The following is a 22,436-nucleotide window of genomic DNA, read 5'->3' as shown; positions in this document are numbered from 1 at the left end:
AGCTAGACGATCACAAATGGATCGGCGACGCTCTCCCATGGATCGTCTGCTCCGAATCCAGTTGGCTTGCCACATGAACAAGTTCCTCGTCCTCGGCGGTACCGGCACCACCGGCCGCCGCATAGCAGCCCGACTCCGGTCCGCAGGCCACGAAGTCCGTACGGCGTCGCGCACCGCAAGCGACGTACGACTCGACCTCGACGACCAATCCACGTGGACGCCGGCGCTCGACGGCATCACCGCCGCGTATCTCATGGAACCCACCGTCCGCCCCGGCGACCGCCTCGCCCACTTCACCGAGCAGGCGCTGGCACAAGGCGTACGACGGCTTGTCCTCCTGTCGGCGTCCCGCGCATCCGACCCCCACCACCCCCTGCACGGCGTAGAGCAGACCGTCCGCGGTTCCGATGCCGAGTGGACGATCCTGCACCCCAACTGGTTCGCGCAGAACTTCACCGAAGGCCCATGGAAGAACGCGGTCCGCTCCGGCATTCTCGCCCTGCCCGCCGGCGACGGCCGTACGCCGTTCATCGACGCCAACGACATCGCCGACGTAGCCACCGCCTCCCTGACAACGTCCGATCACTCCGGCCGCACCTACGAACTGACCGGCCCAGAAGCCATCACCTTCACCGAAGCCGCCAACCAGTTGACCGAGGCCGGCCTGTCCGTCGAGTACGTAGCCCTGTCGCCGGCCGAGTACACCGAACAACAAGTAGCCAAAGGCGTTCCGCGGCCCGGCGCAGAGCTTCTCACCGACATCCTGACCTCGATCGCCAACGGACACGGCGGCGAACCGACGACCGATGTCCAGCAGGCGCTTGGTCGTCCGGCCCGTACTTTCAAGGCATTCGCACACGATCGGGATACAACAAGCGCTTGAGGTGTTCGCTTCGGGTTATCCAGCTGATAACCCGTCGGCGTACTATCCAGCCGTGACGTTGCGACGCGGGGAGTTGGCGACGGCCGCGCGGACGCTTGTGGATGTGCTGGAGGAGACGGCCACCAGGTACGCCGACGAGCCGGCGCTCGATGACGGCAGCGTGAGCCTCAGCTATCGCGAACTGCTGGAGCAGACGACCAAGTTCGCCAACCGCCTGACGACCGCGGGGATCGGTCCGGGCGACCGTGTCGGCGTCCGGATCTCGTCGGGCCACAACGACCTGTACGTCGCGATTCTCGGCACGCTGCAGGCCGGCGCGGCCTACGTTCCCGTGGACGCGGACGACCCCGAAGAGCGCGCCGAGTTGGTGTTCGGTGAAGCAGCGGTCGCGGCCACTGTCGGCGACGAGCTCGAGCTGACGGTGACCCGTCCGCTGCAGCAACCGATCGTCGACAATGACGCGGCCAACGGCGCCTTCGACTATCCGTACTCCGCCCGCATGGATGCCGCGACGGCGACCGATGCGCCGCGCGGCACGCAGGGCCCGGAGACGACCGACGACGCGTGGATCATCTTCACCTCGGGCTCGACCGGCGTGCCGAAGGGGGTCGCGGTCACCCACCGCTCGGCCGCCGCGTTCGTCGACGCCGAGGCCCGGCTCTTCCTGCAGAACGAGCCGATCGGGCCGGACGATCGCGTTCTGGCCGGTCTGTCGGTCGCGTTCGACGCGTCCTGCGAGGAGATGTGGCTGGCCTGGCGGCACGGCGCCTGTCTCGTGCCGGCGCCGCGCTCCCTGGTCCGGACCGGTATGGACCTCGGCCCGTGGTTGGTTGCCCAAGGCATCACTATCGTCTCCACCGTGCCGACCCTGGCCGCGCTCTGGCCGCCGGACGCGCTGGACCAGGTGCGGCTGTTGATCTTCGGCGGCGAGGCGTGCCCGCCCGAGCTCGCCGAGCGGCTCGCGGTCGACGGCCGCGAGGTCTGGAACACGTACGGCCCGACCGAGGCGACCGTGGTGGCCTGCGCCGCCCAGCTCACGGGCGAAGGCCCGGTCCGGATCGGTCTCCCGCTCGACGGCTGGGACCTCGCCGTAGTCGATGCCCAGGGCAACGAAGTACAAGACGGTGAGATCGGCGAGCTGATCATCGGCGGTGTCGGCCTGGCCCGGTACCTCGACCCGGTCAAGGACGCCGAGAAGTTCGCCCCGATGCCGACCCTCGGCTGGGAGCGGGCGTACCGCAGCGGCGACCTGGTCAGGTCCGATCCGTTGGGCCTGCTGTTCCAGGGCCGCGCCGACGAACAGGTCAAGCTCGGCGGTCGCCGCATCGAGCTCGGCGAGGTCGACGCTGCCCTGCAGGCGCTCCCCGGCATCACCGGCGCCGCGGCCGCCGTACGCAACAGCGCGGCCGGCAATCAGCTCCTCGTCGGGTACGTCGTACCGGAAGACCCCACGTCCTTCGACAACGCCAAGGCAACCGAGCGGCTTCGTGAAGCACTGCCCGCGGCGCTCGTTCCGTTGCTCGCCGTCGTCGACACGCTGCCCACGAGGACGTCGGGCAAGGTCGACCGCAACGCACTCCCCTGGCCGCTGCCCGGCATGGACAGTGACGGTCCGCCCGCAGAGCTGACCGGCACCGCGGGGTGGCTGGCAGAGCGCTGGACCACGGTCCTCGGCGCCAAGGTCACCAGCGCAGACAACGACTTCTTCCTGCATGGCGGCGGCAGCCTCGCCGCGGCGCAGCTGGTGTCGGCGCTCCGGGAGAAGTTCCCGGAGGTCACGGTCGGCGACATCTACGAGTACCCGCGTCTCGGCGCGCTGGCTGAGCGGCTCGACGAGTTCCAGCCGGCCGCGCTGGAGCCGGTCGAGATGCGTGACATCCGGCCGACGCCAAAGGGCACCCAGCTCCTGCAGACGGCGTTGACACTGATCCTCCAGACCGTCGTCGGCGTTCGCTGGCTGGTGTACGTCTTCACGCTGAACAACCTGCTCGCCGAGCTGATCGAGCCGCTGCCGTGGGCGCGGACCGTGTCGTGGTGGTGGATCCTGGCCGGCTGGCTGATCCTCATCAGCCCGGCCGGCCGGATGGGCATCGCGGTGCTCGGCGCCCGCATCCTGCTGCGCGGCCTGAAGCCCGGCACATACCCACGCGGCGGCAACGTCCACGTCCGTCTCTGGGCCGCCGAGAACCTCTCCGACGCCGCCGGAGCCGCGAACCTCGCGGGCGCGCCGTGGATCGCGTACTACGCTCGCGCGCTCGGCGCCAAGGTCGGCCGCGGCGTCGACCTGCACACGCTTCCGCCGGTGACCGGCATGCTCACGATGGGTCGCGGCGCGTCCGTCGAGCCCGAGGTCGACCTGGCCGGCTACTGGATCGACGGCGACCAACTGCACGTCGGACCGGTGACCGTCGGTGCGGAGGCCGTGGTCGGTTCCCGCAGCACGCTGCTTCCGGGCGCGGAGATCGGCCGGAACGCCGAGATCATGGCCGGCTCCGCTGTCTCCGGCAAGGTGCCCGCGAACGAGCGCTGGTCCGGCTCGCCCGCAGCCCGGCTCGGCCGCGCCCGGCATCCGTGGCCAGACCATCGGCCCGCTCGCGCGCCGTGGTGGGTCGCGGCGTACGGCGCCCAGTCCGCGATCATGTCCTTGATCCCGGTCGCGGCTGCGGCGGCGGCGCTCGTCGTACTCGGACAGTATGTGAAGGACACGCAGACCCTCGGCGACGCTGCACTCAAGGCCCTCGAAGCGATCCCGCTGATGACGCTCGTCGGTTTCGCGACGATGGCGATCCTCACGCTGATCGGCGTTCGGCTGCTGGGCATCGGGATCAAGCCGGGTCATTACCCGGTCCGCAGCCGAATCGGGTGGCAGGTCTGGGCGACCGAGCGGCTGCTCGACTCGGCTCGCACGCTGCTCTTCCCGTTGTACGCGAGCCTGCTGACGCCGTGGTGGCTGCGGGCGCTCGGCGCGAAGATCGGCCGCGACGTCGAGGCCTCGACCGTGCTGCTGCTCCCGAAGATGACGACGGTCGGCGAAGGCGCGTTCCTCGCCGACGACACGATGATCGCGTCGTACGAGCTCGGCGGCGGCTGGCTGCACGTGGCCGGCGCGAAGGTCGGCAAGCGCGCGTTCCTCGGCAACTCGGGCATGACCGCGCCGGGTCGCAGCGTCCCGAAGAACGGCCTGGTCGCCGTACTGTCGGCTGCCCCGAAGAAGTCCAAGGCCGGTACGTCGTGGCTCGGCTCGCCGCCGGTGAAGCTGCGCCGGCAGGCCATTGCGGGCGATCAGAGCAGGACGTTCAACCCGCCGTACAAGCTGAAGGTCGCGCGGGCGCTGGTCGAGCTGTGCCGCTTCGTCCCGATCATGTGCACGGTGCTGATCGCGCTAGGCGTGCTGTTCGCGCTGCAGGCGCTCGACATCTGGCTCGGTCCGTTGCCTGCGCTGCTGCTGTCCGGAGCGGTGATCCTGACCGCCGGCGCGGTCGCGGGTGGGATGGCGACGGTCGCGAAGTGGCTGATCGTGGGCCGGACACGCGCGGTCGAGTATCCGCTGTGGAGCTCGTTCGTCTGGCGCAACGAGGTGGTCGACAGCTTCGTCGAGCTGGTCGCGGCGCCGTGGTTCGCGAACGCCGCGGCCGGTACGCCGGTGCTCAACCTGTGGCTCAGGTCGCTCGGGGCCAAGATCGGCAAGGGCGTCTGGTGCGAGACGTACTGGTTGCCGGAGGCAGATCTGGTCACCCTGGGCGACGGTGCCACGGTGAATCGCGGCTGCGTGCTGCAGACGCACCTTTTTCATGATCGAGTTCTCTCCATGAGCACAGTCACCTTCGGGCCGGGAGCAACCCTCGGGCCCCACGGCATCGTCCTCCCGGCCGCCTCGGTAGGAGCAGGAGCTACCATCGGGCCGGTGTCTCTCGTGATGCGTGGTGAAGGTGTGCCGGCTGGCACGCGCTGGGCTGGGAACCCGATCGCTCCTTGGCAGGGCTGATGGTTGACCGTTATGTGCCCACCCATGGAAACGCCGGCTACAAGGTCGAGTCATATGACCTTGAGCTCGACTATCGGGTCAACAGCAACCGGCTGAGCGGCAAGGCAACGATCACGGCGTTCGCCACCCAGCCGTTGTCCCGGTTCAGCTTCGACCTGTCCGGACTGCGCGCGTCCAAGGTGCTGGTCAACGGCCGCCGCCCGCAGCGCTTCACCCAGCGCGCCGGCAAGCTCTACATCACCGCGAACCTGCCCGACGGCGCCGAGTTCAGCGTCGACATCCAGTACGGCGGGAACCCGAAGCCCGAGGACAGCCCGTGGGGCGAGCTCGGCTGGGAAGAGCTCACCGAGGGCGTGATCGTCGCGAGCCAGCCGAGCGGCGCGGCAACCTGGTTCCCGTGCAACGACCACCCGGGCGACAAGGCTCACTACCGGATCTCGATCACCACGGATTCGCCGTACCAGGTCGTCGCCAACGGACGGCTGGTGTCGCGCCGGGTGAAGGCGAGTCGTACGACGTGGGTGTTCGACCAGGCCGCGCCGATGGCGACGTACCTCGCGACCGTGCAGATCGGGTCGTACGTCGAGGTCGGCCTGGCCACGACACCCGTGACGACCAAGGGTGTGCTGCCGGGCCGGTTGACCCGTGAGTTCCGGAACGACTTCGGGCGGCAGCAGGACATGATGAAGCTGTTCAGCCGGCAGTTCGGGCCGTATCCGTTCGGCGGGTACACGGTCGTGGTGACCGACGATCCACTGGAGATCCCGCTCGAGGCGCAGGGCCTCTCGGTGTTCGGGAGCAACCACGTCGACGGTCGACGCGGGTCCGAGCGGCTGGTCGCCCACGAGTTGGCGCACCAATGGTTCGGCAACAGCCTCACCCCGGCGAGCTGGCAGCACATCTGGCTGAACGAAGGCTTCGCCTGCTACGCCGAGTGGCTGTGGTCGGAGGAGTCGCGCGGCCTCACCGCCGACCAGCAGGTCTCGAAGGCCCACTCGCGGTTGAGGGGGCTGCCGCAGAACCTGATGCTGTCGGACCCCGGGCCGGAGCTGATGTTCGACGACCGGCTCTACAAGCGCGGCGCGATCACCTTGCACGTCCTGCGGAAGCACCTGGGCGACGACGCGTTCTTCGAACTCCTGCACACCTGGACCAAGGTGCATCGGCACGGCTCCGTCACCACGACCGAGTTCATCGCCCTCGCGACCACGTTCAGCCCGGACGAGGAAGTACTCCGGCACCTGTTCGCCGCCTGGCTGGACTCCTACGAGCTACCACCCCTGCCCCGGAGGCGATGAATGAAGTTCATTCCGCTGGAGGTCTTCGGCGGGGTGTCGCTGATCCTCGTGATCATGATCATCGCGGGGCGTTACTTTCGGCGGCCGGGCGCGCCCAAGGGGCCGATGTGGCAGTACATCGGCGTGGGCTTCGCGCTGTTCGTGACGGCCGGCGTGCTCTACACCTTCCCGCCGCACACGATCGTCGCGGCGGCCCTGGTGATGGTGCTGGGCACCGGCTTCTTCACCTTCGGCATCGCGATGCTCGGCGGCGGCTATTTCGGGTTCTTCGGCGCCGTCGCCAGCGGGATGGCTGCGGTCCCGTTCCTGATGACTCCGACTCCGGTCGCTCTGACGCACGTCGGCCACACGATCACCTGCCACCTCCGCGGCCACCGGGGCGACGACGAGGTGTACGGCGAATTCACCGCGGACTGCCCCAGCGGACGCAGCTACAACTTCAACAAGCACGGCTCGCACACGTTCCCCGACGGCCAGGTCCAGGTCGTCGTCGATCCTCACGGCGTCCTGCAGGCGGAGTTCGTCGGCCAGGAGAACGCGAAGCTCGATCTCGTCACGGGCATTCTCGGCCTGCTCGGCGCGGCCGGCATCGTGGTGGCCGCCGCCGTCAATCGTCGTCGGCGGCACGGCGTGGTCAAGCACGTCGTCAATCCCAGGTACTCCTCCGGTCCCTAGGCAGCGTCAGTCGGAACAGCGCGCCGTCGTGCGCTGTCAGCGTGCCGCCGTGGCGTTCGGCGATCTCACGGGCGATGGCGAGGCCGAGGCCCGCGCCTCCGTCGTCCCTCGCACGCGCGTCGTCGAGCCGGACGAACCGTTCGAAGATCCGCTCGCGCTCTGCTTCCGGTACGCCGTCTCCGTCGTCGGCGACCTCTAGCACCGCTTGATCACCACGTGCCGTCAGCTCGATGTGTACGGCGGCGCGCGCATGCCGGCGCGCGTTGTCGAGGAGGTTGTCCACGACCTGCTTGAGCTGACTCTCCGAGCCGCTGATCCAGATGTCGGCCGTGACCTGAGCATCGGGCGCCTCGGCTCGCACCAACGCGGACAGGTCGACCAGCTCACCGGGCGGGGACTCACCGGAGTCGAGCCGTGCAAGGAGAAGCAGGTCAGCGGCAAGCTCCTGCAGCCGGACGGTGTCGTTAACCGCACCGTCGAGGTCGAGCAGGGCCGGATGCTGCGCGCCGATCTCCAGCTGGGTGCGCAAGGACGCGATCGGGTTCCGCAGCTCGTGGGAGGCGTCCGCGACGAACCGGCGCTGCCGGCCGACAGACTCCTGCAGCGCGGTCAGAGTTTGGTTCGTCGTACGCGCCAGCCGGCCGATCTCGTCGTGTGACGCCGGCACCGGGACGCGTCGAGCCAGGTCGGTGCTGGCGGTGATCGACGCCATCTCCTGCCGAATTGCTTCGACCGGTTTGAGGGCTCGGCGGGCGACCAGCCAGATCATCCCGAACACCAGCAGCAACAGCGGCGGCAGCCCGGCGATCATGCCCCAGCGGACGGTCGTGATCGCGCTGCGCTCGGTGTCGAGCTTCGCGGCGACGTACACGACGACCGGTTTGCCGTTGATCGCACTGGTCGCCATCGCGGCCCACCGGTAGTCACGCGGTGGCGGAGGAGGATCGCTCGGCGGCCCTGCGTCGTACGCCGCGTTCGCCAGCGAGGCATTCGCGGCCGGCGGCTTGCCGGCGGACGTCGGCTTGCCGCTGGAGGTCGGCTTGGCGCCTGGCGTCGGTTTGCTGCCCGGCGGTGGTTCTGGTGCGGGCCGGACGCCGTCCGCCCTCGACGGCGGCGGACCGGGCACCTGATGAACATTCTTGCTAGCAGCAACTACATGGCCGTCGACATCCTCGATCTGCACCGGGGTGTCCGACTTGGCGACCTGGCTCGGGTCGACGCCCGCCTGCAACGCCCACGCCGCCCGGTACGCCGCGGCCGCCGCCTCCGCGTTCGCCTTGTCGGCAAGGTCGTGCCGCAACAAGTTCAGCAACGCCATACCGGTGACGATCAACGCGATCGCGACCACGAGCGTGGCGCCGAGAGCCGCCCGGACCGGGACGCTTGCGAAGAACCTACGCATCGTCCACCAACCGATAGCCGGCCCCACGGACGGTCTCGATCGTCGCGGCGCCGAGCTTGCGCCGCAGCGTGCTGATGTACACCTCGACGATGTTCGGATCACCGTCGTACGCCAGATCCCACACGTGGTCGAGGATCTCGGACTTCGACACCACATCGCCCGGACGAACCACGAGCTGCTCGAGTACGGCGTACTCCTTGGTGGTGAGGGTGATGCGCTTGCCGGCCTGGACGACGCGGCGCGCGCCGCGGTCCATGCTCAGGTCGCCGACGCGCAGTACGGGGGTGGTAGTGCGCGCGCCCCGGCGGAGGAGGGCGCGGATGCGGGCCAGCAGGACCAGGTACGAGAAGGGTTTGGTCAGGTAGTCGTCGGCGCCGGCGTCGAGGCCTTCGGCTTCGTCGTACTCGCCGTCCTTTGCCGTCAGCATCAGTACGGGGGTCTCGTGGCCGCCGGCGCGCAGCTCGCTGACGAGGCGATAGCCGTTCAGGCCGGGCAGGTTCACGTCGAGCAGGATCAGGTCGTACGCCGTACTCGTGGCGCGGCAGAGTCCTTCGGTGCCGTCGTGGGCGACGTCGACCGCGAAGCCCTCCGCGGTCAGTCCGCGGGCGAGCGCACCCGCCAGCCGTCGCTCGTCCTCCACCATCAGCAGCCGCATGCAGTGAGTATTGCTCGCAGTACCTGAAGGGCCTTTCAGACTTCAGCTTGGCTTCAGCAAGCCTTCGGCAGGGTGGCGGTCGTTCCATCCCATCGAAAGGACACCATGAAGACCAAGATCGTCCTGGCCTCCTTGGCCGCTGCCGCACTCGTCGGCGGCGGTGCGGCCGCCGCCTTCGCGGCGGACGGCCCGGCCACGCAGGTCGCCCAGCGCACGGCAGTCACCACGGCTAGCCCCAGCGCGAAGCCCAGTTCGACGGCTCAGAAGCCCGGCGGGAAACTCCCAGCAAACTGCAAGCTTCCCGCCCCACCGAAGGGAAAGCCCACACTGCCGAAGGGCGCGAAGCCACCGGCGCCCCCGAAGGATGCCAAGACAGGCAAGCCCGCGGCCCCGCCGAAGGGCGCCAAGCCCCCGACTGGCGCGAAGCCGCCGGCAGGCGCCAAGCCCCCGGCGCCGCCCAAGGGCTCCAAGCCGCCGACCGGCGCGAAGCCCGGACCGATGGCCGGCTGCACGCCGCCGGCCAAGCCGGGCAAGCCCGCGCAGGGTCAGTCAGGTGCGCCGACGCCCGGCGTCCAGCCGAGCAAGCCGGCCGAGTCCAGCAAGTAACCGGACCAGGGCGGGGTGCCCTCACACCCCGCTCTGCCGGGCCACCTCGGCGGCAGCCTTCACGAAGCGTTCAGTCAGTGGGGTCCTCGTCGCCCAGGCGGTCCCGGTCCACCAGGTCGCCGCCCGTCCCGGCAGCGGCACCAGCCGGACCTCCGGCGGTGCGATCCGCTCAGCAGACTGCGGTACGACGGCGGGCCCCGCGCCGGCCGCGGTCAGAGCAAGCACGGTCTGGAGATCACCGGCTTCCTGAAGTACTTGCGGATGGCAACCAAGCTCGGCGTACAGGCTGTTGATCTGCGCCGTCAGTCCCGGGCCCCGCGAGGGTGTGAGCCGGATCAGCGGGCGGGAGTCGATCCAGTGGACCAGGTCGCGGGGCAGGTTCTGTCCCGCCGGGACCGCGAGCGTGAGCCGATCCCTTCGTAACCGAAGGTGTTCGAGACCGGCCGGCACCGGCAACCGGACGAATCCGATCTGCAGACTCCCCGCCAACAACCGCTCACACTGCATCGCCGACGACATGTCTTCCAGCGAGATCGTCACTCCCGGCCACCGACTCCGGAACAGCGCAACGGCCTTCGGGGCCAGCTCGATGCCGGACAGTCCGAACCCGATCGCCAGCGATCCCTCCGCCCCGGACGCGACCTGCACAGCCCGTCGTTCGAAGGCCTCGGACCGGTCGAGCAACTCCAGAGCGTCAGGAAGCAGCAGCTCCCCGGCCGGAGTCAGCCGGGCACCATGCCGGCCCCGGCTGAACAGCACCGAACCGACCCGACGCTCCAGCACCTGGATCTGCTTGGTCAGCGCAGGCTGACTGGTCGACAGTTCTTCGGCCGCGGCACCGAAGTTCCGCAGCCTGGCCACTGTGACGAACGCCCGGAGCAGACGGAGATCCATAACCCCAGGATATGGAATCGTCCTCAACGGCTATTGGACGTCATAGACCGATCGGCGTTTCGATGGTCGTATGACGTCCTTCCGCGCCGCCGTCGTCCAGTTCGAGCCGGCCCCCGATCAGCCCTCGACCAACCTCGCCACCGTCGAGCGCCTCGCCCGTACGGCGGTTGCCGACGGAGCCCGGCTGGTCGTGTTCCCGGAGCTCTGCCTGCTCGGCTACTGGCATCTCCGCCGGCACACCGCGGAGCGACTGCACGCGTTGGCCGAGCCGGCCGACGGACCGCTGGTCAGTCGGATCGTTGCCCTGGCCAAGGAACTCGAGGCCGGCATCGGCGTCGGCTTCCTTGAGAGTGCAGACGGCACGCTCTTCAACGCGTACGCCGTGTGCCTGCCGGACGGGACCGTCCACGTGCATCGGAAGCTGCATGCGTTCGAGCACGAGCAGATCGCGAGCGGGTCGTCGTACACCGTGTTCGACACGCCTTGGGGATTCCGGGCCGGCGTACTGATCTGCTGGGACAACAACCTGGTCGAGAACGTCCGGATCACTGCGTTGCTCGGTGCAACGGTCCTGATCGCACCGCACCAGACCGGCGGGACGAACTCGCGCAGCCCGCACGGGATGAAGCCGATCCCGCTCGAGGTCTGGGAGAGCGGGGATCGCGCGCGGATCGAGGAGGCGTTCAACGGGCCGAGCGGGCGGGGCTGGCTGATGCGGTGGCTGCCTGCACGGGCGCACGACAACGGGATGTTCGTCCTGTTCAGCAACGGTGTCGGGCGCGACGACGACGAACTCCGCACCGGCAACGCGATGATCCTCGACCCGTACGGGCGGATCGTCGCCGAGACTCCGGTGCCTGCCGAGGCCGTGGTGGTTGCCGATCTCGACCTGGATCTGGTGCCGTTGGCAACAGGTCGCCGCTGGCTGCGGGGACGACGGCCGGAGCTGTACGGCTTGCTGACCGAACGCCAAGGCAACGAACTCGGCCCTCGCGCAACGAGGTTCTCGACGGATCCTGTTAGTAGATGAGGGCGGTGGCGATCGCGACGATGCCTTCGGCCCGACCAGGGAAGCCGAGGCCGTCTGTTGTTGCCGCGCTCACCGATATCTCCGCGTCGCAGGCAGCCGACAGCACCTTCTCGGCTTCCTCCCGGCGGGTGCCGATCCGGGGGCGGTTGCAGACGACCTGCACCGCGACGTTCCCGATCTCGAACCCGGCCGCCCGCACTCGGCGCGCGGCCTCCGCGACCAGCGCGACGCCGGCCGCACCGGCCCACTCGGGCTCGGCGGTGCCGAAGTTCGATCCCAGGTCGCCCAGCTTCGCTGCCGTGAGCAACGCAGTACAGATGGCGTGTGCGGCAGCGTCGCCGTCCGAATGACCTGACAGGCCGGCAGGCTCGTCCGGCCAAAGCAGACCGGCCAGCCACATCGGGCGGCCGTCCTCCAACGGATGTACGTCGATACCGTTGCCGACTCGCGGGATCTTCACCTGAGCCGCCTCTCCGCCAGCAAGGCCTCGGCCAGCAGCAGGTCCTGCGGGCGGGTCACCTTGAACGCGTCCGGCGATCCTTCGACCGTCTGCACAGTCACCCCGAGCCGCTCGCACATCATCGCGTCGTCGGTCACGCCCGCATCAGCGCCGGCGGCGTGCGCGCGACGCAGCACCTCGGGGGCGAACCCCTGCGGTGTCTGGACGGCAACCAACGTCGAACGGTCGGGCGTGTCGACGACCTCGCCGTTCGGCCCGACCCGCTTGATCGTGTCCGTCACCGGCACCACCGGTACGACGGCCTCCGCGCCGGCTCGCACCGCCGCGACCACCCGCTCGATCGCGTCGGCCGGAACGAACGCCCGCGCCGCGTCATGCACGAGGATGCAGTCGATCCCGTCGACCGGGACCACGTCCAGGGCAGCCCGGACCGAATCGGGTCGCTCGGCGCCACCGGCGACGACGAGCAGCGTCGCGTCCCCGACGTACGGCTCGAGCTCCTTGGAGACGCTCTCCTCGGCACCCGGCGGTACGGCGACCACGAAACAGCTGAGGTCGGCGGCGGTCGCTGCCTTCAGCCCACGCACCGCGTGGACCAGCAGCGAATCGCCACCGACCTCTCGAAATGCCTTCGGTGTCTCTCCACCGAGCCGCAGCCCTAACCCGGCCGCGGGAATCACGACCGCGCTAGTCATTCAGAACTGCAGCTCCAGACTGTGTCAACAGTCTTAGGAGGCGAGGACCTCGTCGAGGATGGCCTCGGCCTTGTCCTCGTTGGTGTGCTCGGCCAGGGCCAGCTCGGAGACCAGGATCTGGCGAGCCTTCGCCAGCATCCGCTTCTCACCGGCGGACAGACCGCGGTCACGCTCACGGCGCCACAGGTCGCGGACGACCTCTGCCACCTTCAGCACGTCACCGGAGTGCAGCTTCTCCAGGTTCGCCTTGTAACGACGCGACCAGTTGGTCGGCTCCTCCGTGTGCGGTGCACGCAGCACGTCGAAGACGCGCTCCAGGCCGGCCTGATCCACGACGTCACGCACGCCGACAAGATCGAGGTTGCACGCGGGGACCCGGACGACCAGGTCGTTCTGAGCGACGATCCTCAAGACCAGATAGGTCTTGTCCTCACCTTTGATCTGACGGGTCTCGATGTCCTCGATGACGGCCGCTCCGTGATTGGGGTAAACAACCGTCTCGCCGACTGTGAAAGTCATGTGTGAAGTGCCCCTTTCCAAGATCTATCCTACCACGCAGCCGGTGGTCCGGTTCTGGCGTTTGCGCTGGTCAGGGCCCACTTCTCGCCTTGACAAACGCTCGAGTGCGTGCCTCGTACGCGCGCGACCTGTTGCCTACCGCCCCCACCGGGAGCATCCCGCCGTCAGGCCCGGGGAGCCCGAGGGCTACGCTTTGGGGCGCCGGAGGCGGCCGCCTGACGGCAACACGAACTGTCCCAGACAGTGTCGAACAAGCTTGCACGAGAGGGATTCCAGTGCCGATCACGTTGTCCTCGCGGTTCGCCCGGCGTACTGCGCTGGCGAGCGCCGCCGCCACTCTCAGTATCGCGCTGGCGGCGTGCAGCGCGAGCTTCGATGCGCCGACCCTGCAGCCGTACCAGGCCGCCGAGGGCTCGAACTTCGAGTCCGGCCAGCTCAAGGTCCGCAACATGCTGGTGCTGGCCGATGCCGACGGCAAGGGCGAACTGCACAGCGTGATCGTCAACGACGGTGACGAGGCGGACACACTGGTCAGTATCGCGCAGGCGCCGGCCGGTACGCAGGACGGCCAGGCGGGCGCCGACCAGCCGACCGACGTCAAGTTCGAGGGCCTGACCCAGCCGATCGACCTGGAGCCGCACACCGCGCTCCGCCTGCCGGGCGCCGACACCCCGCCGATCGCCGAAGCCGGGGCCACGCCGAGCGCGACCCCGTCCGAGACCCCGACCGCGGCGCCGACCGACACCCCGTCGGCCCCGACCCCGGGTGCGGAGGACGCCGGTCCGGCGATCATCGTCACCGGCGCGAAACCGGGCCAGATGGTCAACGTGACGATCACGTTCGGCAACGCGGCGCCGGTCTCGGCGTACATCCCGGTCCTCACCGACGACCACTACTCCCCCTCCCCGGCCGGGAACGAGTAGGTCCTGTCTGGTGATCCAGCGCCGTAGCGAGGAGGTGCTCGGTGCGGTGCATCGGCGCGCGGGGGCGAAGGTCTCGATGCGGAGCATCGTGGCCTTCGGTCCCGTGCGGCGAGGTGCCGTGCCGAGTGCCCCGCAGTAGGCGCTGGATCACCAGACAGGACCTAGGCCCACCGGCACGACAGAACGGGCCGCCCCGGCGCGGGACGGCCCGTTCTTCTTCGTACGGCGGGCTGGTGGCCGAAGCCCGCCGTACAAGCTCAGTTCTTGCCGGCTGAGGCCGCCTTCGACAGGCCCGGCAGCATCTTGTCCAGCACCCACGGGACGCTGAGCACGCTGACCGCGCTCATCCCGGAGATCACCTGCTGGTCCTGCAGCGCGTACGCGCCGCCGCTCTTGACCGCCTGCAGCGATGAGTAGACCGGGTCGGACAGGAACTTCTGCGTCCCGATCCCGTCGACATACGCGATCAGCACGTCGGCGTCGACGTCCGCGACCTTCTCCTTGCTGATCGTGAGCGAGAACTCCTTCTTGGTGTTGGTCTTCTCCAGCGCCTCGACGCCCGGCGCGTTCTTGAAGCCCATCTCGTTCAGGATCTGCACCCGCGGGTCGCCCGGCATGTAGATGTAGTTCTCCGGGCCGAACGAGCCGACCGTGATCGTCTTGTCCTTGAACTCCGGGTGCTCGGCGGCGACCTGCTTGATCTTGTCCTCGATGCCGGTGATCAGCTTCTCCGCGTCGGCCTTCTTGCCGAGCGCCTCACCGACCAGCAGCGTCTGGTCCTGCCAGGTGGTCTGCCACGGCGCCCCCGGGTACGCGACCGTCGGCGCGATCCCGCTCAGCGTCTTGTACGTCGCCTCGTCGAACCCCTCGTACGGGGCCAGGATGACGTCGGGCTTGAGCGCCGCGATCTTCTCGAACGGGTACTTGTCCCCGGTGTCGAGCAGCGTTGTCTTGGACTTGTCGAACTTGTCCGCGTCCCACGCGGTGACGCCCTCGGGGGTCGGCCCGTAGGTGACCTTCGGCATCCCGACCGGGGTCTCGCCCAGCGCATAGACGACGTCCTGCGCGTTCCAGCCGAGCGTGACGATCCGCTCCGGCTTCTTGGTGATCGTCGTATCACCGAACGTGTTCTTCAGCGTGACCGGGAACCCGGACTGTGCCGAATCGGCCGTACCGGCCGATGTGTCGGCCTGCTTGTCGCCGTCGCTGCCGCAGGCGGCCAGCGTGGTCGTGGCGAGCAGCACGGTGGTGACCGCGCTGACGACCTTGGTACGGGACCAGGACATGGTGACTCTCCTTAGACCAATTGCCTCAACTAAGGAGAGCCTAAGCTAACCCCCTGGGCCGGTGCGACCCTCGGGGGTGTGACTCAGGACTCGAACTTGTAGCCGAGCCCGCGCACCGTGACCAGATGGGCCGGGTTCGACGGGTCCTTCTCGAGCTTGGAGCGCAGCCGCTTCACGTGCACGTCCAGGGTCTTGGTGTCGCCCACGTAGTCGGCGCCCCAGATCCGGTCGATCAGCTGACCGCGGGTGAGCACCCGGCCGGTGTTCCGCAGCAGCATCTCGAGCAGCTCGAACTCCTTCAGCGGCAGCCGGATCTCGGTCCCGGACACCGTCACCACGTGCCGCTCGACGTCCATCCGGACCGGGCCCGCCTCGAGCGTGTCCGGCAACAGTTCGACGTCCTGCCCACGACGCAGTACGGCGCGCACCCGGGCCAGCAGCTCGCGCGGACTGTAGGGCTTGGTCACGTAGTCGTCCGCGCCCAGCTCGAGCCCGACGACCTTGTCGACCTCGGTGTCCTTGGCGCTCACGATGATCACCGGGACGTTGCCCCGGCTGCGCAGCGCCCGGCAGACCTCCGTGCCGGACAGACCCGGCAGCATCAGGTCGAGCAGGACGATGTCCGCACCGGCGCGGTCGTACTCGTCCAGCGCATCGGGTCCGGTCTCCGCGACGGCGACCTCGAACCCTTCCTTGCGCAGCACGTACGACAGCGCGTCGCTGTAGCTCTCTTCGTCTTCGACGACCAGCACTCGGGTCACGAAGCTGTCTCCTTTGTGATCTGACCTGACGGGGTAGGCGTCAGGGGAACGGCCGGCTCTTCCTGGCTGGAGGAGTCGGTCTGGCCCGGCGCGGGTTCTAGCCGCAGCGGGAGTCTCACGGTGAAGGTGGAGCCCTGGCCCTCGACGCTCCACACCCGGACGTCGCCACCATGGATGGAGGCGATGTGCTTGACGATCGACAGGCCGAGCCCGGTGCCGCCGGTCTCGCGGCTGCGGGCCCGGTCGACCCGGTAGAACCGCTCGAAGACCCGCTCCAGGTCACTGCTCGGGATACCGACGCCCTGGTCGGACACGGTCAGCTCGACCAGGTCGCCGATCGGGTGCGCGGCGACCGCGACCCGGGTGCCGTCCGGGCTGTAGTTGATGGCGTTCTCGACCAGGTTGCCGATCGCCATCGCGAGCTGGTCCTCGCTGCCCATCACCTCGAGGTGGGGCTCGGTCTTGACCACGATCTTGATGTCGCGGCCCTCGGCGTCGATCCGGCACCGGTCCACCGCGGTCTCGATGATCGCGTTGACGTCGACCGGGCCGGGGTTCTCCAGCGGGTCGTCGCCCTGCAACCGGGACAGCTCGATGATCTCCTTGACCAGGCGGCTCAGCCGGGAGGCCTCGATCCGCATCCGGTCCGAGAACCGCTGCACCGCCTCCGGGTCGTCGGAGGCCTCCGAGACCGCGTCGGCGAGCAGGATCAGCGCGCCGACCGGGGTCTTGAGCTCGTGGCTGACGTTCACGGTGAAGTCCCGCCGGATCGCATCCAGCCGGCGCTCCCGGGTCCGGTCCTCGACCAGCACCAGCACCAGTTGGCTGCCCAGCGGGGCCACTCGGGCGCTCACGTACTGCGTCGCGCCGAGGCGACCGCGGACGATCTCCAGGTCCTGCTGGCGGATCTCGCCGTCGCGGCGGACCTGACGGACCATGGTCAGGATGTCCTCGACCACCAGCCGCTCACCGCGGACGATGCCGAGCACGTGTGCCGGGGCACTGGCCTGCAGGACCTGGTCCTCCGGGCCCATCACGACCGCCGAGGAGCGCAGTACGGAGAGGACTGTGGCGACGCCGGTCGGAACGATCGGGTCCGAAGTCTCCGGGATCTTGCGCTGGGCCCGCTCGGAAAGCATCATCGCACCGAGCGAAAGCAGGGCCAGGGCCGCGCCGATGACGCCGCCCAGCACCGCAGCCAGCGTGGGGTCCACGGCAACGATGCTACGCGGGCAACCAGCAGGGAAAGACCGAATGAGCACCGGATGACCGGGACACGACCTAACTGTTCATCGGTCGTTCACCACTCGTCGCCGTCCGGCAACCTCGACGGCATACGGTCACCTGTGGGCGGATACTTGGCATGTGCTGTCGACCTCGTCCACGGCGGTATCGGACACCACAGATCGGATTCGAACACAATGCGCGACACCTACCACGAGCAGCTCGACGACATCCTCGCCGAACTGGAACGGATGACGCGGACGGTGTCCACCGCCGTACGCCGGTCGACCTCCGCGCTGCTGGAGGCCGACATCCGCAGGGCCGAGGAGGTCATCGCGGCCGACATCCAGCTCGATGCCGCCGGTGAAGGCGTGGAGGAGAAGGTCTTCGAGCTGATGGCCCGGCAGTCGCCGGTCGCCAACGAGCTGCGGATGCTCGTCGCCGCGCTGCGCATGGTCGCCGACCTGGAGCGGATGGGCGACCTGGCCGCACACGTCTCGAAGATCGCCCGGATGCGCTACCCGGCTCCCGCGATCCCCACCGAGCTGCACGACGTGATCGAGTCGATGGGCTCGGTCGCCGGCAAAATGGTCGACGCGGCCGGTGACGTGATCGCGTCCCGCGACGTCGAGGCCGCCGGCAAGCTCGAGGCCAGCGACGACGAGATGGACAAGCTCCGCTCCAACCAGTTCCGCCTGATGATGGACAACGCCTGGCCGCACGGCGTCGAGGTGGCCGTCGACATGGCCCTCCTCAGCCGCTACTACGAGCGCATCTCCGACCACGCGGTAGCCATGGCCCGCCGCGTCGTCTACCTGGTCACCGGCGAACTCCCGGTAGCCATCGGCGGCACCGCAGCCGGCTCCGGCGCCGGCGCCTCCACCCCGAACCCGAACGGCAACTGACCCTCCGATTTCTGTAGCCCCCGGCAACCATCGGTTGCCGGGGGCTTTTGTACTGTGAGGACGTCGAAAGGACACGCCTTCGGCGCGACTGCCTTTTGCCGGCTCCGCCGGGGAGCGCGAACCGCACGGCAAGCACTCGCCTCGGCGCAGGCAACTGCATCCCGCAGGCAAAGGACGCGCCTTCGGCGCGGCTCACTTATTGCCGGCTCCGCCGGGGGCGCGGACCGTCCTGCCGCACCACCGCACTCGGCGAGCAACTCCCGCTCGCACGCAAGGACGCGCCTCCGGCGGCTCACTTGTTGCCTGCTTCACCGGGGCGCAACGTCCAGCGGCGGATGGACCCGACGAGCAGCTGCAGCAGGCGGAAGGCATGCCACGGCGCCACCGTCTCTGCAGGCTCCGTGGGCGCGGAACGCAGCACAGCGCCGAGGCTCCGCCAGGAACCCGTGAACCTGCATCGAGGGGATGCGCATTCGGTGCGACTATCTGTCGTCTCTTCGCCGGCAGAGTCGGTTCGTCAGTCGGACGAGGCGGCACAGCCCGCCGTCATGGCCCTGGTCGGTCTGCTCGCCCTACGCCGGGCTCAACGACGGCAGCAACTTGTCCTGGACGTAGATCTCCCCGAGCGGCGAGATGGAGACCAGCCCGGACTCCTCGTCATATTCGACCATCACTTGCGCATCGAGTGAGCGAAGCACCTTCTTGTAGTCGCGCAGCCGCGCGTGCTTGAGATCGCTCGCCAGAACCGTGTCATTGACCCCGGTAATCGAGCCGTACAGGAGCAGGAGCGTCTTGTCCGCCAACTTCATGCTCGGCTGGAGGATCCGACGCCTTCCGGCGACCTCCCAGATCATCGGCACCGTGCGATCGACCAGCGCGTCAACCACCTCGGTCGCGACTACAACCTCAGTGTCGTGAAAGAGTCTGACCAGTTCGGCCATGACCCACTGAGCCGCGTACAGAACGTACGAAGCGTCCATGTGGTTGGCGTCGACGTCACCACCGACATGTCCGACGTCGCGGTTGTTTCGGATGTCGTAGAGCCCGACGAGAACCCTCGGGATGCCGAGGCGCACTGACTGCGGGAAGGTGGCCTTGTCGGCCTTACCCAGATTGCGGCACGCCGACGGAAAATCGTCCGGCTTGTACGCGGTGTCGGGGTACGAGCCGTCCACGTGACCCCTCAGGATTGAGTACACGATCTCGCTGAATCTGCCACCGTTGAGTTCGGCCACACGCCACTCGCGTCGAGAGAAGTTCTTAGCGATGCCGCCGTACTCCGCGAGCAGCTCACCGCGCAGGCTCTCGGGAAGGTGACCCAGAGCCTGCGCGGAATCGAGCATCGTCATGGCGTCATTCACCCGAGAGCTTGATCACCAGGTTCGGGAACTCCTGGATCCCGCCGGTCTTCGCGCGGATCCGGCGGTTGCTTCCCGAGCCGGTGATCACGAAGCCCGCAAGCGAGTTCAACTGCGACGAGAAGTTGGCTGAGTCGTAGCACTTGAGCCGCTGCGCCTCATTGCGGACCAACTCGACGGAGGTCCCATCCTCGTCCAGGCCGAATCCCCGGATGATGGTGAACAGATGCGCGATCGTGCGAGCACGGTCGGCGTTACTCTTCCCCAACTTGAGGCCGGGCAGGCTGACCCGCAGGTTGCCCTCGTCGAGGTGGACCAGATTCTCCAGCATGCCGAGATCGGCACCAGTGTGCTCGACGACCTTGGACAGCAGTTCACCCTCGCTCAACGTGATGTCACCTTCCGACGACTTCGGCCCACCTCCCGAGCCGGAGCCACCGGTGCGACCGCTTCCGCCCGGACCGCCGGACCCGCCGGCCGGCTTTCCCGACCCAGCCGGTCCCTGTCCCATTCCCTGCTGGACAGGCGTTTCTAAGCGCACCGCTTCACGGAAGGCCACCTCATGGATCTTCTCGGGCAGGTCCGCCTCTTTGACGGCCGCCCACGCCTTCTTGAGTACCTCGCTCGTCTCCATCCGCGACCTCCCAAGTCGTACAAAGCCTCACACTACGCAGCTAAACGGTGATGCGCAATGCTATGACATGTTTGAACACGCATGTAGCGATGCCATTGGTTGACTTCCCATCTTCATAGACCAGCATTCGCGCAGGTCAAACGCATAATTGCGATCCTCAATGTTGTCTGATCCGCTCTAGACGGAGGATGGCATGCTGATTCATGGGAACGGCTACTCGTTCATCGATTCTCATCCATGAGACCGAAACCGCACTGAGCTGCACTTTCATAGATCGGATGCGTTACTTCATGGCATCTGGCGTCTGTCATGCATGTCCTGATGATCATTCGAAGCTGCAGCGGACGGATGATCCCCTTGACCACTCAAACGCCTGCCGTCCGGGCGGGGGGCGGGGGGCGTCAGGATGCATCCCGCGTGGCCCACGCGACGCGAAGGCAAGCGGCGGGAGGCTGTGTCGGTTAGGCCCGACCGCGGCCATCTGGAAGATCGCGCTCCGTGCGCCAACGTGCGAAGCGGCCCATCGACGTGACAGCCACCGATCTGCCGGTGACGGCAGGCGAGGACCAGCATTCAAGGCCGACGGCCCCACCTAAGCGCCGGCTGCGGCGCTGATCCGGCCCGCTCTTTCAGGTGTTCTCGAAGTGGATCTCGATCCGGTCACGTCCGGTGATCGACGTAACGCCGGGTATGCGGCGCGCGATGGGACGGAAGTGACCTGAACTCGGCATCCGCCCGAGGACACTTTTCGTGAAAGAGGAACCGCCCATGAGACTGCAACGACTCGCCCTCGCGATGGCAGGGATGGGCCTGCTCGCTGCGTCCGTCGTGTCCGCGCCGGCCACCGCCGGTACGACCGACTCGAAGCCCTGGTCCGACCGGACCAAGCAGACAAACACCACCAAAGCCGGCTCGGCCTGCTTGGTCTCGACCGCCTTCCCCGGCGCGGCAGGCACCGTGTCGGAGGCCGACGTGATCGCCGGACGGCCGGCGGAGGGGTTGCAGTACGACGCGTTCAAGTTCGTCGGAACCCGCGCCAACGCATCGTGGTACCTGGCGTCGAACGCCGCGCTCACCCAGTTCTACTACTACGGCCTGCTGCTGCAGGGCGGGAACCTCTACCGGCACACGACGTACATCTACGAGGACGGCCGCGCCCCGCTTGCGACCTTCAAGAAGGTCGGCGGCGGCTGGACGACCTTCAAGACGATCGCCACGTCGAACCTCAACACCTACAACGCCCGCCACTCGTTCCTGTACGGCCTGAACAGCAACGGCAGCCTGTACCGGTACTCGATCGTCGGCGCCGGCATCAAGTCGTACGGCTCGTTCCCGGGCTTCAAGGGCTTCAAGACGATGACCGTTATCAGCGAGAACGCGGCGTACGACACCCTGCTGATGACCACCACGGCCGGCGCGCTGTGGACCGTGCGGATCCCGACCGCCGCCTCGACCAAGCCGATCCTCAAGCGGATCCGCACCGGCGGTTGGCAGAACTTCGAGTCGCTGGTCGTCGAGAACTGCGGTAGCCGCGGCGGCCTGCTGATCGTCGGCGTCGACAACAACACCCAGACCGGCACCCTCTACGCCATGAGCAAGGCCAACGGCGCGGCCACCGCACTGACCGGCTACGGCCCGATCCACGACGTCGTCTTCAACGGCGTCGACACCGTCCGCGAGGCGTCGTACTACGACCAACTCGTCGCCGAGTAACTCCAACCAAACAGCCCTCGGCAACCACCTGGTTGCCGAGGGCTGTTCCGTTGAAACGACACGCCTACGGCGCGGCTGCCCATTGCCGGCTCCGCCGGAGAGCACGTTGCGCCACCGGGCCGAGGTCCCAGCGCACCAACTGAACCGGTCTCGTAAACGACACGCCTACGGCGCGACTGTTCTATTGCCGGCTCCGCCGGGAGCGCGAACGCATCCCCGGCCGAGGTCCAGCGCAACAACTGACCCACCTCGCAAGACGACACGCCTCCGGCGCGACTGCCCTTTGCCGGCTCCGCCGGAGCGCGGATCACGCTGCCGGACGGATGTGCAGTCCAGCAGCCGCCCGGTCCCAAGGACACGCCTCCGGCGCGGCTGCCTTCTTGCCGGCTCCCGCCGGGACACACCAGCAGGCTGAGATTCCAGGCGCACCAGCCCAACTCGCCCTGGTAAGCGACACATCTGCCGCCCGACTACCCTTCACCGGCTCCGCTGGGCGCGAAATAGTTCTGACGGACGGACACTCCGGCGCA

General features: G+C 68.2%; 21 protein-coding genes. 9 read left to right on the top strand and 12 right to left on the bottom strand.

Going from position 1 to position 22,436, the window contains the following annotated elements; translation table 11 throughout:
- Nucleotides 1-73: 73 nt before the first annotated feature.
- Genes ACQPYH_RS05490 through ACQPYH_RS05475 form a run of 4 tightly spaced genes read left to right on the top strand, consistent with a single transcriptional unit; the run spans nt 74 to nt 6,841 of the window.
- The gene (locus ACQPYH_RS05490) at nt 74-883 is read left to right on the top strand and encodes an NAD(P)H-binding protein (protein WP_432887488.1); all 810 of its coding nucleotides are present in this window, start codon (nt 74-76) and stop codon (nt 881-883) included.
- A 52-nt stretch (nt 884-935) separates the two neighbouring features.
- Nucleotides 936-4,868, top strand: coding sequence for a Pls/PosA family non-ribosomal peptide synthetase (locus tag ACQPYH_RS05485; protein WP_432887485.1), 3,933 nt, complete (start codon nt 936-938; stop codon nt 4,866-4,868).
- Nucleotides 4,868-6,166: a M1 family metallopeptidase gene (locus tag ACQPYH_RS05480; RefSeq protein ID WP_432887482.1), complete on the top strand. Its 1,299-nt coding sequence runs from the start codon at nt 4,868-4,870 to the stop codon at nt 6,164-6,166. The genes ACQPYH_RS05485 and ACQPYH_RS05480 overlap by 1 nt, the downstream gene beginning before the upstream one ends.
- The gene (locus tag ACQPYH_RS05475; RefSeq protein ID WP_432887479.1) at nt 6,167-6,841 is read left to right on the top strand and encodes a hypothetical protein; all 675 of its coding nucleotides are present in this window, start codon (nt 6,167-6,169) and stop codon (nt 6,839-6,841) included.
- Here the strand turns inward: ACQPYH_RS05475 and ACQPYH_RS05470 are convergent.
- Together ACQPYH_RS05470 and ACQPYH_RS05465 are read right to left on the bottom strand one after the other, a co-directional pair.
- Entirely contained in the window at nt 6,813-7,553 is a 741-nt protein-coding gene (locus ACQPYH_RS05470) for a sensor histidine kinase (RefSeq protein ID WP_432894346.1), read from the bottom strand. The genes ACQPYH_RS05475 and ACQPYH_RS05470 overlap by 29 nt on opposite strands.
- Nucleotides 7,554-8,235: 682 nt before the next feature.
- Entirely contained in the window at nt 8,236-8,898 is a 663-nt protein-coding gene (locus ACQPYH_RS05465; protein WP_432887476.1) for a response regulator transcription factor, read from the bottom strand.
- A 105-nt stretch (nt 8,899-9,003) separates the two neighbouring features.
- Here ACQPYH_RS05465 and ACQPYH_RS05460 point away from each other — a divergent pair, with 105 nt between their 5' ends.
- Nucleotides 9,004-9,504 (top strand): hypothetical protein, encoded by a 501-nt coding sequence (locus tag ACQPYH_RS05460; protein WP_432887473.1) that lies wholly within the window; start codon nt 9,004-9,006, stop codon nt 9,502-9,504.
- 21 nt (nt 9,505-9,525) lie between these two features.
- On the opposite strand, the gene ACQPYH_RS05455 is transcribed toward ACQPYH_RS05460, so the two are convergent.
- On the bottom strand, nt 9,526-10,398 hold the full coding sequence (locus ACQPYH_RS05455; protein WP_432887470.1) for a LysR family transcriptional regulator: 873 nt from the start codon (nt 10,396-10,398) through the stop codon (nt 9,526-9,528).
- 70 nt (nt 10,399-10,468) lie between these two features.
- On the opposite strand from ACQPYH_RS05455, the gene ACQPYH_RS05450 reads away from it, so the two are divergent.
- Nucleotides 10,469-11,428, top strand: coding sequence for a nitrilase family protein (locus ACQPYH_RS05450; protein WP_432887467.1), 960 nt, complete (start codon nt 10,469-10,471; stop codon nt 11,426-11,428).
- Here ACQPYH_RS05450 and ACQPYH_RS05445 read toward each other — a convergent pair.
- The 3 genes from ACQPYH_RS05445 to ACQPYH_RS05435 are packed head-to-tail and all read right to left on the bottom strand — an operon-like array spanning nt 11,418 to nt 13,102.
- Nucleotides 11,418-11,828, bottom strand: a complete 411-nt coding sequence (locus tag ACQPYH_RS05445; protein ID WP_432894344.1) for a 2-C-methyl-D-erythritol 2,4-cyclodiphosphate synthase — start codon at nt 11,826-11,828, stop codon at nt 11,418-11,420. The genes ACQPYH_RS05450 and ACQPYH_RS05445 overlap by 11 nt on opposite strands.
- A 56-nt stretch (nt 11,829-11,884) precedes the next feature.
- Nucleotides 11,885-12,583: a 2-C-methyl-D-erythritol 4-phosphate cytidylyltransferase gene (ispD, locus tag ACQPYH_RS05440; protein WP_432887464.1), complete on the bottom strand. Its 699-nt coding sequence runs from the start codon at nt 12,581-12,583 to the stop codon at nt 11,885-11,887.
- A 33-nt stretch (nt 12,584-12,616) separates the two neighbouring features.
- Nucleotides 12,617-13,102 carry a CarD family transcriptional regulator gene (locus tag ACQPYH_RS05435; RefSeq protein ID WP_130446326.1) on the bottom strand — a complete coding sequence of 162 codons (486 nt, stop codon included), beginning with the start codon at nt 13,100-13,102 and terminating at the stop codon, nt 12,617-12,619.
- 275 nt (nt 13,103-13,377) lie between these two features.
- Here ACQPYH_RS05435 and ACQPYH_RS05430 point away from each other — a divergent pair, with 275 nt between their 5' ends.
- Nucleotides 13,378-14,025 (top strand): hypothetical protein, encoded by a 648-nt coding sequence (locus tag ACQPYH_RS05430; RefSeq protein WP_432887460.1) that lies wholly within the window; start codon nt 13,378-13,380, stop codon nt 14,023-14,025.
- A gap of 257 nt (nt 14,026-14,282) precedes the next feature.
- Here the strand turns inward: ACQPYH_RS05430 and ACQPYH_RS05425 are convergent, their stop codons facing one another.
- The 3 genes from ACQPYH_RS05425 to ACQPYH_RS05415 all read right to left on the bottom strand — a co-directional run bounded on the left by ACQPYH_RS05425 (nt 14,283) and on the right by ACQPYH_RS05415 (nt 17,286).
- Nucleotides 14,283-15,311 (bottom strand): iron-siderophore ABC transporter substrate-binding protein, encoded by a 1,029-nt coding sequence (locus ACQPYH_RS05425; protein ID WP_432887457.1) that lies wholly within the window; start codon nt 15,309-15,311, stop codon nt 14,283-14,285.
- Between the two features lie 83 nt (nt 15,312-15,394).
- On the bottom strand, nt 15,395-16,072 hold the full coding sequence (locus ACQPYH_RS05420; protein WP_130383318.1) for a response regulator transcription factor: 678 nt from the start codon (nt 16,070-16,072) through the stop codon (nt 15,395-15,397).
- Nucleotides 16,069-17,286, bottom strand: coding sequence for a sensor histidine kinase (locus ACQPYH_RS05415; protein ID WP_432887454.1), 1,218 nt, complete (start codon nt 17,284-17,286; stop codon nt 16,069-16,071). The genes ACQPYH_RS05420 and ACQPYH_RS05415 overlap by 4 nt, the downstream gene beginning before the upstream one ends.
- A 207-nt stretch (nt 17,287-17,493) precedes the next feature.
- On the opposite strand from ACQPYH_RS05415, the gene phoU reads away from it, so the two are divergent.
- Complete coding sequence (gene phoU / locus ACQPYH_RS05410; RefSeq protein ID WP_130446564.1) at nt 17,494-18,201, top strand: phosphate signaling complex protein PhoU; 708 nt, start codon at nt 17,494-17,496, stop codon at nt 18,199-18,201.
- Nucleotides 18,202-18,493: 292 nt separating this feature from the next.
- Here phoU and ACQPYH_RS05405 read toward each other — a convergent pair whose 3' ends face one another.
- The 3 genes from ACQPYH_RS05405 to ACQPYH_RS05395 all read right to left on the bottom strand — a co-directional run bounded on the left by ACQPYH_RS05405 (nt 18,494) and on the right by ACQPYH_RS05395 (nt 20,193).
- Entirely contained in the window at nt 18,494-18,622 is a 129-nt protein-coding gene (locus tag ACQPYH_RS05405; RefSeq protein ID WP_432887450.1) for a hypothetical protein, read from the bottom strand.
- A gap of 151 nt (nt 18,623-18,773) precedes the next feature.
- On the bottom strand, nt 18,774-19,550 hold the full coding sequence (locus ACQPYH_RS05400) for a hypothetical protein (protein ID WP_432887447.1): 777 nt from the start codon (nt 19,548-19,550) through the stop codon (nt 18,774-18,776).
- A 4-nt stretch (nt 19,551-19,554) separates the two neighbouring features.
- A complete protein-coding gene (locus ACQPYH_RS05395) occupies nt 19,555-20,193 on the bottom strand; it encodes a hypothetical protein (protein WP_432887444.1) in 639 nt (212 codons plus the stop codon).
- 768 nt (nt 20,194-20,961) lie between these two features.
- Between ACQPYH_RS05395 and ACQPYH_RS05390 the strand changes: the two genes are divergently transcribed.
- The gene (locus ACQPYH_RS05390) at nt 20,962-21,906 is read left to right on the top strand and encodes a hypothetical protein (protein ID WP_432887441.1); all 945 of its coding nucleotides are present in this window, start codon (nt 20,962-20,964) and stop codon (nt 21,904-21,906) included.
- Nucleotides 21,907-22,436: the final 530 nt, after the last annotated feature.

This window comes from Kribbella sp. CA-245084 (assembly GCF_050942355.1).
Taxonomy (GTDB): domain Bacteria; phylum Actinomycetota; class Actinomycetes; order Propionibacteriales; family Kribbellaceae; genus Kribbella.
This window is presented reverse-complemented; position numbering and strand designations above follow the sequence as displayed.